Below are 13,426 nucleotides of genomic sequence, written 5' to 3'. Positions count from 1 at the left end.
CTGCAAGGCGGCTGCAAAAAAGTTCGGCAAGCCGGTCATTCCCGTCAATGCACCGGGTTTCGTGGGACCGAAAAATCTCGGCAACAAGCTCGCGGGCGAGGCGCTGCTGGAGCACGTGATCGGGACGGAAGAGCCTGACTACACCACGCCATATGACATCAACATCATCGGCGAATACAACCTGTCCGGCGAATTCTGGCAGGTCAAGCCGCTGCTCGACGAACTCGGCATCCGTATCCTGTCCTGCATTTCCGGCGACGGAAAATACCGCGAAGCAGCATATTCGCATCGCGCCAAGGCTGCGATGATGGTGTGCTCGAAGGCGATGATCAACGTCGCGCGCAAGATGGAGGAGCGCTACGGCATTCCTTATTTCGAGGGCTCGTTCTATGGCATCGAGGACTCCAGCGATTCACTTCGCGAAATTGCCCGCCTCCTGATCGAGCGCGGCGCGCCGGCGGAATTGATGCAGCGCACGGAAGCGGTGATTGCGCGTGAGGAAGCGCGCGCCTGGGCCGCGATCGAGCCGTTCAAAGCGCGGCTGAAGGGGAAGAAGGTTCTTTTGATCACCGGTGGCGTGAAGTCGTGGTCGGTGGTTGCGGCACTGCAGGAAGCCGGCCTCGAAATCGTCGGCACCAGCGTGAAGAAGTCCACCAAGGAGGACAAGGAGCGGATCAAGGAATTGATGGGCCAGGATGCCCACATGATCGACGATATGACACCGCGCGAGATGTACAAGATGCTGAAGGACGCGAAAGCCGACATCATGCTCTCAGGCGGGAAGTCGCAGTTCGTCGCACTCAAGGCCGCGATGCCCTGGCTTGATATCAACCAGGAGCGGAGCCACGCCTATATGGGCTATATCGGCATGGCGAAGCTGCTCGAGGAGATCGACAAAGCGCTGTACAATCCGATGTGGGAGCAACTCCGCCTGCCGGCGCCGTGGGACAATACCGCGAACAACTGGCAGAGCAAGGCGATGGCGCAGATGGATGCGCAGGCCGCCGAGCTTGCCGCCGATCCGGCGCTTGCCGAGGCGGCGCGCCGCGCCAAGAAGGTCTGCTTCTGCAAGACGGTCGACCTCGGCACCATCGAGGATGCCATCCACGTCCAGGGTCTCTCGACCGTCGACGGTGTCAAGGAGCACACCAATGCGTCGGGCGGCTGCGGCGCCTGCAAGGGCAGGATCGAGGACATCCTGGCCGCGACAGCCGCGGCAACGCAGTCTTTGCCGATGCTTCAGGCCGCGGAATAGGCCGGACTCATGGCCGTCGTCACCGTTGGGAAAAAGGCCTGTGCGGTCAATCCGCTGAAGATGAGCCAGCCGATCGGCGGCGCTTTCGCCTTCATGGGGCTGCGCGGTTCGATGCCGCTGCTGCATGGTTCGCAAGGCTGCACATCGTTTGGATTGACACTGTTCGTGCGGCATTTCAAGGAAGCGGTGCCCTTGCAGACCACCGCAATGAGCGAGGTTGCGACCGTTCTCGGCGGATATGAGAATGTCGAGCAGGCGATCCTCAACATCCACAAGCGGACCAAGCCCGAGATCATCGGCATCTGTTCGACCGGGGTGACGGAAACCAAGGGCGACGACGTCGAGGGCTACATCAAGCTGATCCGTCAGAAGCATCCGCAGCTGGAAAAATTTCCGCTGGTGTATGTCTCCACGCCCGACTTCAAGGATGCGTTCCAGGACGGCTGGAGCAAGACCGTTGCCCGCATGGTCGAAGTGCTGGTCGAGAAGCCTGCGTCCGCAGCGCGGCGTGATCCCACACGGGTCAATGTTCTGCCCGGCTGCCATCTGACACCCGGCGATCTCGACGAGCTGCGCACCATCCTGGAAGATTTCGGGTTGGAGCCGTCTTTTCTCCCGGACCTCGCCGGCTCGCTCGACGGACACATCCCCGACGAGTTCACGCCGACGACGATCGGCGGCATCGGGGTCGACGAGGTGGCGACCATGGGGCAGGCCGCCTGGACCATTGCCATTGGCGCGCAGATGCGTCCGGCGGCCGAAGCCATGCAGCAGAAAACCGGAACGCCGTTCAGGCTGTTCGAACGGCTATGCGGCCTGCTTCCGAACGACGAATTCATCGCGTTTGTCAGCGAGATCAGCGGCCGTCCGGTGCCGACGAAATACCGGCGTCAGCGCGGCCAGTTGGCGGATGCGATGCTCGACGCACATTTTCACATCGGCGGCCGCAGGCTCGCGATCGGCGCCGAGCCGGATCTGTTGTTCGATATCGGCAGCATGCTGCAGGAGATGGGCGCTCATATCGCCACGGCAGTGACGACCACGCAATCTCCCGTGCTGGAAAGGCTCAAGACCGACGAGGTGCTGATCGGCGATCTCGAGGATCTCGAAAATCTCGCCAACGAAAGAGGCTGCAATCTGTTGATCAGCCATTCGCATGGCAGGCAGGCCGCCGCACGGCTCAAGATTCCGTTCTATCGTGCCGGCTTTCCGATGTTCGACCGGCTGGGCGCCGGACATCAGCTTTCGGTCGGCTACCGCGGCACGCGCGATCTCATTTTCGACATCGCCAATCTCATCATTGCCGATCGCGAGGACAACCACCAGCCGACGCCCGACACCTGGCGTGATGCCGGCATCAGCGCCGGCGACGCGCCGGCCGCTCTGCACTGACGCGAAACGAGGAAAGGTCAATCCGATGAAAGTGGCGTTCGCGACCCAGGATCTCAAGCGCGTCGATGCGCATTTTGGCTGGGCCAAGAATATTTCGATCTACGACATCGGCCTGGAAGGGACCCGTTTCGTGGAGAATTTCGAATTCGACGGCGATCTCAAGGAAGACGGCAACGAGGACAAGCTCGCGCCGAAGATCGAGGCGATCAAGGATTGCGCGATCCTTTATGTCGCGGCGATCGGCGGCTCCGGCGCCGCGCGGGTGGTCGCCAACAACATCCATCCGATGAAGGTCAACCAGCCGGAGGCGATCTCCGACCTGGTGGCCAAGCTTGAGACTGTGCTCAGAGGAACGCCGCCGCCCTGGCTGCGCAAGGCCCTTGCCAAGGGTCAGGAACGAACGCTCGATTTCGAGGAATGAGGAACAACATGGCCGAGGCTGCAGTACTGCAACAAGACTCCGCGGCGCAGGCGCCGTTCGTGCGCGAGCTCATCAAGGTCTGGCGGGCCCAGGACACCCATGGTGCCTGGGAAAGCAAGAAGGATCTCGACCTGCTCGAACCCTACATCCTGGACAAGGAGAAACGGCGAGCGCTGCCGATCATCGGCGATCCAGACCCCGACACGATCTGGCGCATGGAGCTGTTCTTCAATGCGGTCGCGTTGTCGATCGAGCGGGAAACCGGCGTGATGATCTCGCCGATGCTGAAGATGCACCATGAGGGTTTCGGCCGCATGGTGCTGATCGGCGGCCGGCTCATCGTCGTCAACAAGCAATTGCGCGATGTCCATCGCTACGGTTTCGACACTCTCGCCAAGCTCGCTGAGGAAGGCGACAAGTTCGTCAAGGGTGGCGTGGAGATGATCCGGAAGTTCCCTGACGTGGCGAATTACTGAGGTGAAGCGATGAGCGATCTTGAAACGGTGAAAGCGGAAATCAAAAAACTGTCGGCCAAGGCAATCCAGGCCAAGATGGATCTGCACGACCTCTCGGAGGAGCTGCCGGTCAATTGGGGATCGATCATGAGCGTCGCGCAGAAGGCGCATGACGCATTCGCCGCGCTGGAGCGCAAGCGCGAGGATCTGAAGTCCTTGGAAAAGGCGTAAGCGGGAAGGTCATCATGTCAAATGCAACCCGCGACGGCCGCGACTGGAAGCCGGAATATCTGGTCTCGATCAACCCGGAAAAGTGCATCGGCTGCGGCCGCTGCTACAAGGTGTGCGGCCGCGAGGTGATGACGCTGAAAGGGATCGGCGAAGATGGCGAGCTCGTCAGCCTTGATGACGACGAGGATGACGAGATCGAGAAGAAGGTCATGGTGATGAACGACGATGGCGCCTGCATCGGCTGCGGTGCCTGCGCGCGGGTTTGTCCGACCAACTGCCAGACCCACGCCGCGGCGGTAACGGAGGCCGCCTAGTAACAATACCGACCCGCAGAGTTGGAGAGCGCTGCGGGCCGGGGTGAAGAAGAAACTGGGTTTTTTGCTTTTATTCGATGCCCTGTTCGCGCGCTTTCCACATCGCCGCGATTCGGAATCGCTCATTGATGGCGGCGGGGCTTGCCAGGATTTCGGTCTGCGCCTTGTCGAAGGCGGCGAACACAATGTCGGCTTCCTCGCGCGTCAGGGGAACGCGCCCGGCAATATGGGTTGCCTCCGGCATTGCCGTCCAGATCGCGCGCCGGTTCGGATGCAGCTTGACTTCGATCAATTCGAACGCCTCGAGCTGGCCGGCCAGGCAGATCGACAACCCGATCACCTCGAGCTTGCGGCCGTCTTGGGTGGTCTTGACGAGTGTTGCCATGGTCATTCCGCGTCCTGTGCTGCGCACCAGCTGTAGCCGCCCTTGTCCCAGAGTTGAGCCAGCGTCTGATCCGGCTTCCAGGCCGGAAACTGCTGCGTGACGACCTGATAATCGCTGCCGAAGCGCAGCGCTTCCTCGCCCTGCAGGCGCGCCTCGAAGTAATCGGCCTTTGAACGCAGTACGAAACAGGCGCGGTCGGCCGAGGCGAACAGTTCGAACTTCTCGCCTCCGGACAGCAGGCGGACCGGGCCGGACGGATCATTCATCGGATGTCTCCATTGATGATGGGAAACCTGCCGGCGACGCGCTTGCGTCGCCTGCACTGCGTATCACTCACGGAATCATCGGCATCGCGAAGCCTGGCCGCGGATGGGCGTCGTAATAGTCCGGCCTTTCCGGCCAGCCGCCCTCGGCGATGAACCGGAACGTGGTGAGCGTGACCGGCGCGCCTTGCGAGCAGCAGACCTCGGCGAACTTGATCTCGCGGTTGCCGGGCCCGGCGGAAAAATCCGCAACCGTCGTGCCGTCCGCCTTGCGCGCCCGTGCAAAGCCGGGCGTACCGACGGTCGCCGCCGCGACCGGGTTGGCGACCAGAAGCGGCTCTTCGAGGCCGTCCGCGCCGGTGCCGAAGGCTGGCGTCTTGAAGGTGAAGGTCGCCAATACCTCGCTGCGATCGACCGGTCGGTCCGCGCTGATGGGCCGGGCAACCGAGTAGACGGTCAAGGTGCCCCCATCAAGCAGCGCCTTCAGTTCGTCACCGGAACAGCTGGCGAAGTCCGACGCTACGTTCATGTCAATCTCCATGCAAATACGAGTTACACGGAGAACATCAAATTTCGTGCCAGCGGTGCTGGATACGAGCCGGGCGATTTCGCCGCCAAACGTCTGATTTCAGGGCTATCCGGCACCAGGGTCGGGCGTCCCCGGAGCTTCAAGGTCGTGCTTGTGACGCCAGCGTCGGATTCCTCACAATGCCGAACACCATCAAAGCCAGTTTCTCCTTGCGCGATTCTTGCAAGGCTTGCGGCTGAGGCTTCGTCTGCAGCGAGGGTATCATGCAACCGAACACCGCCTATGCCATCTGCACGTTCAACGAGATTCCAAGCCAGCGGGCGAAGGGCTTTAACCTGATGGTCGTTGACGAGGAGGGGAAGCATCGACCGTGGCCGATCGTCGTGGTCCGGTGGGGCAAGCAGGTGTTCGGCTATGTCAACCGATGTCCGCATAACAACGTGAAGCTCGACTGGGAGCGGCATCAGTTCCTGGATCAGAACGGCACCAGGCTGCTGTGCGGCAAGCACGGCTCGACCTTCGAGCTTTCCACCGGCACTTGCGTCGATGGCCCCTGCAAGGGGCAGGGGCTCACACCGATCGCGCTGGCCGTACTGGATGGGGATATCTGCGTCACCGGCGTGACGCTGGTCGAGGACGAGGAACCGGTCTCCGGCGAGCAGGCCTGAGCCGGAGCCGGGCGTTCAGACCGGGCGATTTTCGTTGCGGTTCTTGACCGGCTCCATGCGCGCCAGGCCCTCTTCATAGCTGATATCGTCATATTTCATGTCGACGCCGGCCGCGGCGGCATCGAGCAGATGGTCGAGCTTGCCGGCGGTATCGAGCTTCTTGATGTCGTTCTTGTCGATGCCGACCAGATCCAGCATCTCCTTCCAGACGGTCGATTCATCGCAGGGCAGGATGTGGAAGGTGACGTCGCCGATCTTGGTACGGTATTTGGCCAGCAGATCGATATTATTGCAGAACAGGTAGTAGGTGCCGTTGGGGCTGAGCGCGCCGTCCAGCACCTCGGCGACGTCGGAAAGGTAGGCGTAGGAATGCAGATAGCCGGCGAGGACCGGGATCGTGGGCTCGCCTTCCTGGGCGATCGTCAGGACCTGCTCGATCGAATGGTCCGGGGGCCGCTTCTCGTCGGCGAGCTGAGGCTGGAATTTCAGCGCGATATCGCCGCGAAATCCAAAGCGGCCGGGTTTCGTCGTGCCGGCCTTGAGGACTGCGTTGAGCAGGCGCCCCTCCTTGTCGAGCCGGCCGAGTGGAGTGTTCTCGATTGACGTCATGAAAGCATCCTCGAATGAATGACGATCTCCGGACATGTCGGGCCGGCTGAGAGCCCCTATGCAAATTGTTTGCCGCGGCTTGTGTCGGCGAAGCGCCAAGAGCCCGGCGCGTCTTGTCGAATGAGATCAGGGGGATGCGTGGCTGACACGCCCGTTCCGGTTTCGCTCCGCTTCGTCTCGACCCCTCCCACAGTCCTGTCTGAAACCCGACACGCGTCGTAAACACAACAGGCTGAAAGCGAAAAGCGCTGCATTAACAAGGAAATGCTGGCTGGCATGGGACTTGCCAATCTCCCTGTCCAAACGAATTTCACTCATGAAAGGCCAGCCATGATCAACCTGACGGACAGCGCAGTAAGTGCAGTCAAGTCCGCGATCTCCTCCGCAACGCAGCCGTCGAGCGGCTTGCGGATCATGGTCGAAGCCGGCGGCTGCGCCGGTTTCAAATACATGATGGGCATCGACAACGAGGCGAAGCCCGACGACACCGTGATCGAGCGCGACGGCGTCAAAGTGTTCGTGGACACCAAGAGCCACGAATACCTGGAGGGCACCACCATCGACTTCGTGGTCGCACTGGAGGGCTCCGGATTCACATTCGATAACCCGAACGCGAAATCGAGCTGCTCCTGCGGCAAGTCGTTTTCCTGATTGAAGCGGTAGTACGGAGAAAATTATGCTGGTCGAATCCGAGCACCTCAACGCGCCGCCGTCGGCGGACACCGAACGCGCCGATATCGTCAGGGCGGTGATCGAGGAGATCCGCCCGAATCTTCAGCGCGACGGCGGCGATTGCCAGTTGCTCGAGATCAACGGCAACAAGATCATGGTCAGGCTCACCGGCGCCTGCGTGTTCTGCAAGCTCGCCAGCGCCACCCTCGAAGGCATTCAGGCGCGCATGGTAGAGCGGCTCGGCGAGTTCGTGCGCGTGATCCCGGTCGCCGGCGGAGCCAAGGCCCAGCCATTGAAAATTGGGCATTGAAGCTCGAAAGAGGCGTTCCGTGCGGCCGATCTATCTCGACAACAATGCGACGACGCGCGCGGACCCCTCGGTCGTCGCGGCAATGCTGCCGTTCTTTTCCGAGCAGTTCGGCAACGCCTCGTCCACGCACGCCTTCGGCAGCGCGGTCGGCGAGGCGCTGCGGGCGGCGCGCCGCAGCCTGCAAGCCTTGCTTGGCGCGGCGTTCGACCACGAGATCGTCTTCACCTCGGGCGGCACCGAATCCGACAACGCCGCCATCCTCTCGGCGCTCGCCACGCAGAACGGCCGTGACGAGATCGTGACGACAAGCGTGGAGCATCCAGCGGTCCTGTCGCTGCTCGACGAGCTCGGCCGGCGTGGCGTGAAATCTCATCTCATCGCGGTCGATTCGGATGGCCGGCTGGACGTCGAGGCTTATGGCCGCGCGCTCGGGCCGCGCACGGCGGTCGCCTCGGTGATGTGGGCCAACAACGAGACCGGCACCATCTTTCCGGTCGAGCGCCTGGCCAAAATGGCGCGTTCCGCGGGCGCGCTGTTTCATACCGATGCGGTACAGGCCGTCGGTAAGATCGCGATCGAGCTGAAAAACACCGAGATCGACATGTTGTCGCTGTCCGGACACAAGCTGCACGGCCCCAAGGGCATCGGCGCGCTGTACCTTCGCAAAGGCACGAAATTCCAGCCGATGATCTGCGGGGGCCCGCAGGAGCGGCGGCGCCGTGGCGGCACCGAGAATGTCCCTGCTATCATCGGCCTGGGCAAGGCCGCCGAGCTTGCCGCCGCCCATATCGGCGAGGAGCGCACGCGGGTGGCGGCGCTGCGCGATCGCCTGGAGCAGGGGATCTTGCAACAGGTCGGTCACTGCATCGTCCTCGGTGATCTCGAGAGCCGGCTGCCGAACACCGCGAATATCGCGTTCGCCCATCTCGAGGGCGAGGCGATCCTTCATCATCTCAACCGTGCAGGGATAGCCGCCTCGCTGGGATCGGCCTGCGCATCGGGCTCGATGGAGCCCTCCCACGTGCTGCGGGCGATGAATGTGCCGGCATCGGCGCTGCGCGGCGCCATTCGCTTCTCGCTGTCACGGGAAAACACGATCGACGAGATCGATTCGACCGTGAGCGCCTTGTCGGATATCGTTGCCAACGTCAGGGCGTCATCGCCCTCCTGGCACCTGCACGCAAATCCTGCACCCAACTTGCCCCGATCCTCGGAGTTGATCTCGTGAAAATCATGATCCGCCGTTCTCCGGAGACGGGGCTGTCGATCTACGTGCCGAAAAAGGATCTCGAGGAACCGATCGTGGAATTCGAGCACGAGACCCTTTGGGGCGGCTGGATCCGCATCGCCAATGGCTGGGTTCTCGACTTGCCGCAGATGGCGAGCGACACCACGCTCCCGATCACGATCAATGCGCGCAAGCGCGGCGAAGAGGGGGATGAACGATGAACGCGCCGGTTCCGCACATCGATTTCGCCGAGCCCGCCGAAGCGGAATCGATGCTTGTCGATATCGGCCGCCGCATGCGCAGCGGAGCGATCATTCCCTATCTCGGCCCCGGCGTCGCCGAGCTGTCGAAGCCGGATGTGCCGATGACGCCAGAGGCGCTCGCCGCCTTCTTCGGTGCCAAGGTCGCGCTGCCGCGACGCGCGAAGGGCAATCCGTGGGCCGCGGCCCAGCATATCGAAAGCAACAAGCATCGCTCTACCGTGACCGCGCTGATGTCGCAGGCGTTCACTGCGCCGGTCGCGCCGACGCCGCTGCATCGCTATCTCGCCTCGCTGCCGCTGCCATTGATCGTCGACACCTGGTATGACGGCGCGATGCGTTCGGCGCTGGCCGAGCGCGGCGACTGGGGAGAGATCCAGGGCATCACCCGCGCCGGGATCGGCGAAGACCGCTGGTACCGATTCTATGATGCCACAGGCGCCGAGGTCGATCGCACGCGAGCCATGGCCTGGACCACGATTCTCTACAAGCCCCATGGCAGTGTTGCGCCCGCCAAGAACTTCCTGATTTCCGATGCCGACTATGTCGAAGTCCTGACCGAGATCGACATTCAGACGCCGATCCCGGATGCCGTGAAGGAACGGCGGACGGGGCGGAGTCTCCTCTTTCTTGGCTGCCGGTTCAACGACCAGCTTCTCAGGACTTACGCGCGGCAGATCGGCAAGCGGTCGGCGGGTGTGCATTACACGATCATCGAGCCGGACACGCTGTCCAGGAACGAATTGCGCTTCCTCAGCGAGCAGGGCCTGACGCCGCTCGCGATTCCGCTGGCGCGCGCTGCGGAGATCCTGGCTTCCGCCTGATCTGATCGCGTGAAGGACGCCGCGGCACCCAGGTGCGGTCGCTTCAAACAGCAGCGATCGCGAAGTACTTTGCGCGCTATTGCCCGGCTCGACAAGGCACGACCGGCGCACCAGTCGTGCGCAGCCCACCTCGTCTCAGACACTGACGGTACGGATCCTGGATGCCCGCTTGGAGCAGGGCATGACGCTGGAGGTTGTCGTTGGCAGCGTCGCCTGGCGCGACGCCCATTGACATCACCGGCGATTGATTGGACCGGCATGTCGGGATCGCGACGCCTGTCACATTCCCAACAAGGCTCCACAAGCCCGTTGTTGATTGCGATCGCGCGAAGGGCCTTCGCAACAGCTCTAACTCATTGACAGACGATGGAAATGCCGGCCGCCATGGCCGTGGCATGCGAGTTGCTAATATCCATTCCAAAGAGGCTTCTCACGATGTGGTGTCTTGAGAAGATTGTCTGGCCCATCAGGAGAATTGGACATGGATGCGGTGACTCAGCACGAGGGAAGTTCTGCCGGCAATGTCGTCGATGCCAGCGAGATCATGCAGGCAGTCGCCGAGCACAAAGGTTGCGGCACCACGGGCGGCAGCGGCAAGGCCAGTTGCGGCTCAGGGGCAGGCGAGAACGATCTGCCGCCTGAGATCTGGGAAAAGGTCAAGAACCATCCCTGTTACAGCGAGGAAGCGCACCACCATTATGCCCGCATGCATGTCGCGGTCGCGCCCGCCTGCAACATCCAGTGCAACTACTGCAACCGCAAATATGACTGCGCCAACGAGTCCCGCCCGGGCGTGGTCAGCGAGAAGCTGACGCCGGAGCAGGCCGCCAAGAAGGTGCTGGCCGTCGCCTCGACGATTCCGCAGATGACCGTGCTCGGGATCGCCGGCCCCGGCGATCCTTTGGCCAATCCCGGCAAGACGTTCAAGACCTTCGAGCTGATCTCGAAGACCGCGCCCGATATCAAGCTCTGCCTGTCGACCAACGGACTGGCGCTGCCGGAGCACGTCGACACCATCGCCAAGTTCAACGTCGACCACGTCACGATCACCATCAACATGGTCGATCCGGAAATCGGCGCGAAGATCTATCCGTGGATTTTCTACAAGCACAAGCGCATCACCGGCGTGGAAGCAGCGCAGATTCTCACCGACCATCAGCTCAGGGGTCTGGAGATGCTGACCGAGCGAGGCATTCTCTGCAAGGTCAACTCGGTAATGATCCCGGGCATCAACGACAAGCATCTGGTCGAAGTCAACAGGGCGGTGAAATCGCGCGGCGCCTTTCTGCACAACATCATGCCGCTGATCTCGGCGCCGGAGCACGGCACCGTGTTCGGGCTCACCGGCCAGCGCGGCCCCTCGGCGCAGGAGCTGAAGGCGCTGCAGGATAGCTGCGAAGGCGAAATGAACATGATGCGCCATTGCCGTCAGTGCCGCGCCGACGCGGTCGGACTGCTCGGCGAGGATCGCAGCGCGGAGTTCACCACCGAGAAGATCATGGCGATGGAAGTCGATTATGATCTCGACAGCCGCAAGGCCTATCAGGCCAAGGTCGAGGAAGAGCGCGTCGCCAAGGTCGTCGCCAAGCAGGAAGAACTGGCCGAACTCGCCGGTGAAGTGAGCGACGTCGAGTTGCTGGTCGCGGTCGCGACCAAGGGCTCGGGGCTGATCAACGAGCATTTCGGCCACGCCAAGGAGTTCCAGATCTACGAACTCTCGACCTCGGGCGCGAAGTTCGTCGGCCATCGCCGCGTCGACCTCTATTGCCAGGGCGGCTACGGCGAGGAAGAAAGCCTGCCAACCATTATCCGCGCCATCAACGACTGCCACGCGGTGTTCGTCGCCAAGATCGGCGGCTGCCCCAAGAGCGACCTCCTGGAGGCAGGCATCGAGCCGGTCGACCAGTTTGCGCACGAGTTCATCGAGAAGTCGGCGATCGCCTGGTTCAAAACCTATCTGGGCAAGGTCAAGCAGGGCGAGATCGAGCACGTGGTGCGTGGTGATGCGGAGATCCGCCAGGGCGCGCTGATCAGCGCGGCCTGACGTCGGAACAGGGAAAAGGTGGGAGACAATCAATGACCTTCAAGATCATCGCTTCACAATGCACGAGCTGCTCGGCGTGCGAGCCGGAGTGTCCCAACGTCGCGATAAGAGAGAAGAATGGAACTTTCGTGATCGACCCGAAGAAATGCACCGAGTGCATCGGGTATTTCGACGAGCCGCAGTGCGTCGCGGTTTGCCCGGTCGAAAATACCTGCGTGATCGATACTGCCTTTCCGCGGTATCAGGCCCCGGCATAGGAGGATCGCATGAGCTTTACCCTGACGCCGGCGGCGCAGAAGTTCATCCGCCTGATGTTGCGAGCGGACGGCGCGCCGCAGAGCGGATTCAGGCTTGCGCTCTCGCCGGGCGGTTGCTCCGGGCTTGCTGCTGAGATGGGTGTGGCTCCCGAGCCGCACCCCGGCGAATCGGTCGTCGAACAAAACGGTGTCAAACTGTTCCTGAATGCAGAGAGCCGTATTCTGCTGGAAGGCGTGACCGTCGACTTTGCCGATACGCCGGCGCAGACCGGGCTCGTGTTTCACGATCCGAAGCAGGTTTCCTGTTCGAGCCATTGATCCGATGGTCGTAACGTCAGCCATGAAGAGCTGCAGATGAAACGCGACGCGCTCGGCAATTCACGATCCACGACGGACGAGGCGCTGCTCGCGAACGCGCTGCTCGGCGGCGGGTTGCCGAGCGAGGCCGAGCTTCATCTGTGGGAGGCCGGATTGTCGTATCACCTCGATGCGGTTGCCGAGAAGCATCTCAGGGACGCCGAGGCTCTAGCGCCAGGCCACGCCGCAGTGCTGATCGGGCTATACCGCTTCTATTTCTACAAGGGGCGCCTCGTCGAGGCGCTCGAGATCGCAAAACGCTGTCTGACCAAGGCTGCGGAAGAGAACAATCTCGCCGCGGACTGGCGGAAGGTGACCGCGGGCGATGCCGCCTTTGGCCTGTACGAGAACATCCTGCCGAGGTTCTATCTGTTCACGCTGAAAGGCTACGCCTATCTGCAGATGCGGCTCGGCCATATCGAGGAGGGACGCTTGGCGGTGCTGAAACTGTTGGAGCTCGATCCCACCGACAAGATCGGCGCAAAAGTCCTGTTGGGCGTTCTCGAGCGAATAGGGCAGGACGATGATTGACGAGATCGACGAGGCGCGCGACTGGCTGGGCAACGACGTCGACTGCGCCGGCTGCGCGCATAACGCGTTGCTGTCGACAGGCGGCTGTCGCCGTCAGCGCGCCTGCGTCAACGACCGCTATGCGCGACGGATCGACCGCTTCTTCAACTGGAACCCGGCGCTCGCCGATGCCTACCTCCAGCATCCGCATTTCGAGGTGCGGGCGATCGCTGCGAAGTTCGCCAACATGTTTCTGCTCCCGCCATTGCTCGATGATCCCGAGGAGACGGTGCGCTGGAACGCGGCGCGGCGGCTGCCAAAGCGGCTCGTCCTGCGGCTGCGAACTGACCCGCATCGCGAGGTCAGGATTCGGATCGCAACCGTGCTCGACGTCGAGGATCTCACGCCCATGATGGCGGATCAGGACTACTACGTCCGTCTC

21 protein-coding genes are annotated in these 13,426 nt (G+C 62.2%); 17 read left to right on the top strand and 4 right to left on the bottom strand.

The annotated features are described in order from the left end of the window. The 6 genes from WCB02_RS31755 to fdxB all read left to right on the top strand — a co-directional run. Window positions 1–1,255: nitrogenase component 1 (locus WCB02_RS31755; RefSeq protein WP_423964425.1), on the top strand; the 1,255-nt coding region annotated here is incomplete at its 5' end. 9 nt (window positions 1,256–1,264) lie between these two features. Further along, window positions 1,265–2,647 carry a nitrogenase iron-molybdenum cofactor biosynthesis protein NifN gene (gene nifN / locus WCB02_RS31750; protein ID WP_423964422.1) on the top strand — a complete coding sequence of 461 codons (1,383 nt, stop codon included), beginning with the start codon at window positions 1,265–1,267 and terminating at the stop codon, window positions 2,645–2,647. A gap of 25 nt (window positions 2,648–2,672) precedes the next feature. Continuing rightward, the gene (nifX, locus tag WCB02_RS31745) at window positions 2,673–3,068 is read left to right on the top strand and encodes a nitrogen fixation protein NifX (protein WP_423964419.1); all 396 of its coding nucleotides are present in this window, start codon (window positions 2,673–2,675) and stop codon (window positions 3,066–3,068) included. A gap of 8 nt (window positions 3,069–3,076) precedes the next feature. Next, the gene (locus WCB02_RS31740) at window positions 3,077–3,544 is read left to right on the top strand and encodes a NifX-associated nitrogen fixation protein (protein WP_423964417.1); all 468 of its coding nucleotides are present in this window, start codon (window positions 3,077–3,079) and stop codon (window positions 3,542–3,544) included. 9 nt (window positions 3,545–3,553) lie between these two features. Beyond that, a complete protein-coding gene (locus WCB02_RS31735) occupies window positions 3,554–3,754 on the top strand; it encodes a CCE_0567 family metalloprotein (RefSeq protein WP_423964415.1) in 201 nt (66 codons plus the stop codon). A gap of 14 nt (window positions 3,755–3,768) precedes the next feature. Then, window positions 3,769–4,068, top strand: coding sequence for a ferredoxin III, nif-specific (gene fdxB / locus WCB02_RS31730; RefSeq protein ID WP_423964413.1), 300 nt, complete (start codon window positions 3,769–3,771; stop codon window positions 4,066–4,068). A gap of 70 nt (window positions 4,069–4,138) precedes the next feature. Here fdxB and WCB02_RS31725 read toward each other — a convergent pair whose 3' ends face one another. The 3 genes from WCB02_RS31725 to WCB02_RS31715 all read right to left on the bottom strand — a co-directional run bounded on the left by WCB02_RS31725 (window position 4,139) and on the right by WCB02_RS31715 (window position 5,245). Further along, window positions 4,139–4,453 (bottom strand): hypothetical protein, encoded by a 315-nt coding sequence (locus tag WCB02_RS31725; RefSeq protein ID WP_423964410.1) that lies wholly within the window; start codon window positions 4,451–4,453, stop codon window positions 4,139–4,141. A 2-nt stretch (window positions 4,454–4,455) separates the two neighbouring features. Continuing rightward, the gene (locus WCB02_RS31720; protein ID WP_423964408.1) at window positions 4,456–4,719 is read right to left on the bottom strand and encodes a hypothetical protein; all 264 of its coding nucleotides are present in this window, start codon (window positions 4,717–4,719) and stop codon (window positions 4,456–4,458) included. A gap of 67 nt (window positions 4,720–4,786) precedes the next feature. Further along, window positions 4,787–5,245, bottom strand: a complete 459-nt coding sequence (locus WCB02_RS31715) for a hypothetical protein (RefSeq protein ID WP_423964406.1) — start codon at window positions 5,243–5,245, stop codon at window positions 4,787–4,789. 263 nt (window positions 5,246–5,508) lie between these two features. On the opposite strand from WCB02_RS31715, the gene WCB02_RS31710 reads away from it, so the two are divergent. Beyond that, window positions 5,509–5,913, top strand: coding sequence for a Rieske (2Fe-2S) protein (locus tag WCB02_RS31710; RefSeq protein ID WP_423964404.1), 405 nt, complete (start codon window positions 5,509–5,511; stop codon window positions 5,911–5,913). A gap of 15 nt (window positions 5,914–5,928) precedes the next feature. On the opposite strand, the gene WCB02_RS31705 is transcribed toward WCB02_RS31710, so the two are convergent. After that, complete coding sequence (locus WCB02_RS31705; RefSeq protein ID WP_423964402.1) at window positions 5,929–6,522, bottom strand: hypothetical protein; 594 nt, start codon at window positions 6,520–6,522, stop codon at window positions 5,929–5,931. Between the two features lie 330 nt (window positions 6,523–6,852). Here WCB02_RS31705 and WCB02_RS31700 point away from each other — a divergent pair, with 330 nt between their 5' ends. From WCB02_RS31700 to WCB02_RS31655, 10 genes are all read left to right on the top strand, one after another. Next, a complete protein-coding gene (locus WCB02_RS31700; protein ID WP_423964399.1) occupies window positions 6,853–7,173 on the top strand; it encodes a HesB/IscA family protein in 321 nt (106 codons plus the stop codon). Window positions 7,174–7,198: 25 nt separating this feature from the next. Next, window positions 7,199–7,504 (top strand): NifU family protein, encoded by a 306-nt coding sequence (locus WCB02_RS31695; RefSeq protein ID WP_423964396.1) that lies wholly within the window; start codon window positions 7,199–7,201, stop codon window positions 7,502–7,504. A 19-nt stretch (window positions 7,505–7,523) separates the two neighbouring features. Then, complete coding sequence (gene nifS, locus WCB02_RS31690) at window positions 7,524–8,732, top strand: cysteine desulfurase NifS (RefSeq protein ID WP_423964394.1); 1,209 nt, start codon at window positions 7,524–7,526, stop codon at window positions 8,730–8,732. After that, window positions 8,729–8,953 (top strand): putative nitrogen fixation protein NifT, encoded by a 225-nt coding sequence (gene nifT, locus WCB02_RS31685; protein ID WP_423964392.1) that lies wholly within the window; start codon window positions 8,729–8,731, stop codon window positions 8,951–8,953. Before nifS ends, nifT begins: the two co-directional genes overlap by 4 nt. Next, window positions 8,950–9,816 (top strand): SIR2 family NAD-dependent protein deacylase, encoded by an 867-nt coding sequence (locus WCB02_RS31680; protein ID WP_423964390.1) that lies wholly within the window; start codon window positions 8,950–8,952, stop codon window positions 9,814–9,816. Before nifT ends, WCB02_RS31680 begins: the two co-directional genes overlap by 4 nt. A 481-nt stretch (window positions 9,817–10,297) precedes the next feature. Next, window positions 10,298–11,860, top strand: coding sequence for a nitrogenase cofactor biosynthesis protein NifB (gene nifB, locus WCB02_RS31675; RefSeq protein ID WP_423964387.1), 1,563 nt, complete (start codon window positions 10,298–10,300; stop codon window positions 11,858–11,860). Window positions 11,861–11,892: 32 nt separating this feature from the next. After that, a complete protein-coding gene (locus WCB02_RS31670) occupies window positions 11,893–12,117 on the top strand; it encodes a 4Fe-4S binding protein (RefSeq protein ID WP_423964384.1) in 225 nt (74 codons plus the stop codon). A 9-nt stretch (window positions 12,118–12,126) separates the two neighbouring features. Next, window positions 12,127–12,435, top strand: coding sequence for a HesB/IscA family protein (locus WCB02_RS31665; RefSeq protein WP_423964382.1), 309 nt, complete (start codon window positions 12,127–12,129; stop codon window positions 12,433–12,435). A 36-nt stretch (window positions 12,436–12,471) separates the two neighbouring features. Beyond that, window positions 12,472–13,005 (top strand): hypothetical protein, encoded by a 534-nt coding sequence (locus WCB02_RS31660; protein WP_423964380.1) that lies wholly within the window; start codon window positions 12,472–12,474, stop codon window positions 13,003–13,005. Further along, window positions 12,998–13,426, top strand: a 429-nt coding sequence (locus WCB02_RS31655) for a 4Fe4S-binding leucine-rich repeat protein (RefSeq protein WP_423964378.1), incomplete at its 3' end; no start/stop codon positions are given. The genes WCB02_RS31660 and WCB02_RS31655, both read left to right, overlap by 8 nt.

It is taken from the genome of Bradyrhizobium sp. (genome assembly GCF_049581145.1).
GTDB lineage: Bacteria > Pseudomonadota > Alphaproteobacteria > Rhizobiales > Xanthobacteraceae > Bradyrhizobium.
This window is presented reverse-complemented; position numbering and strand designations above follow the sequence as displayed.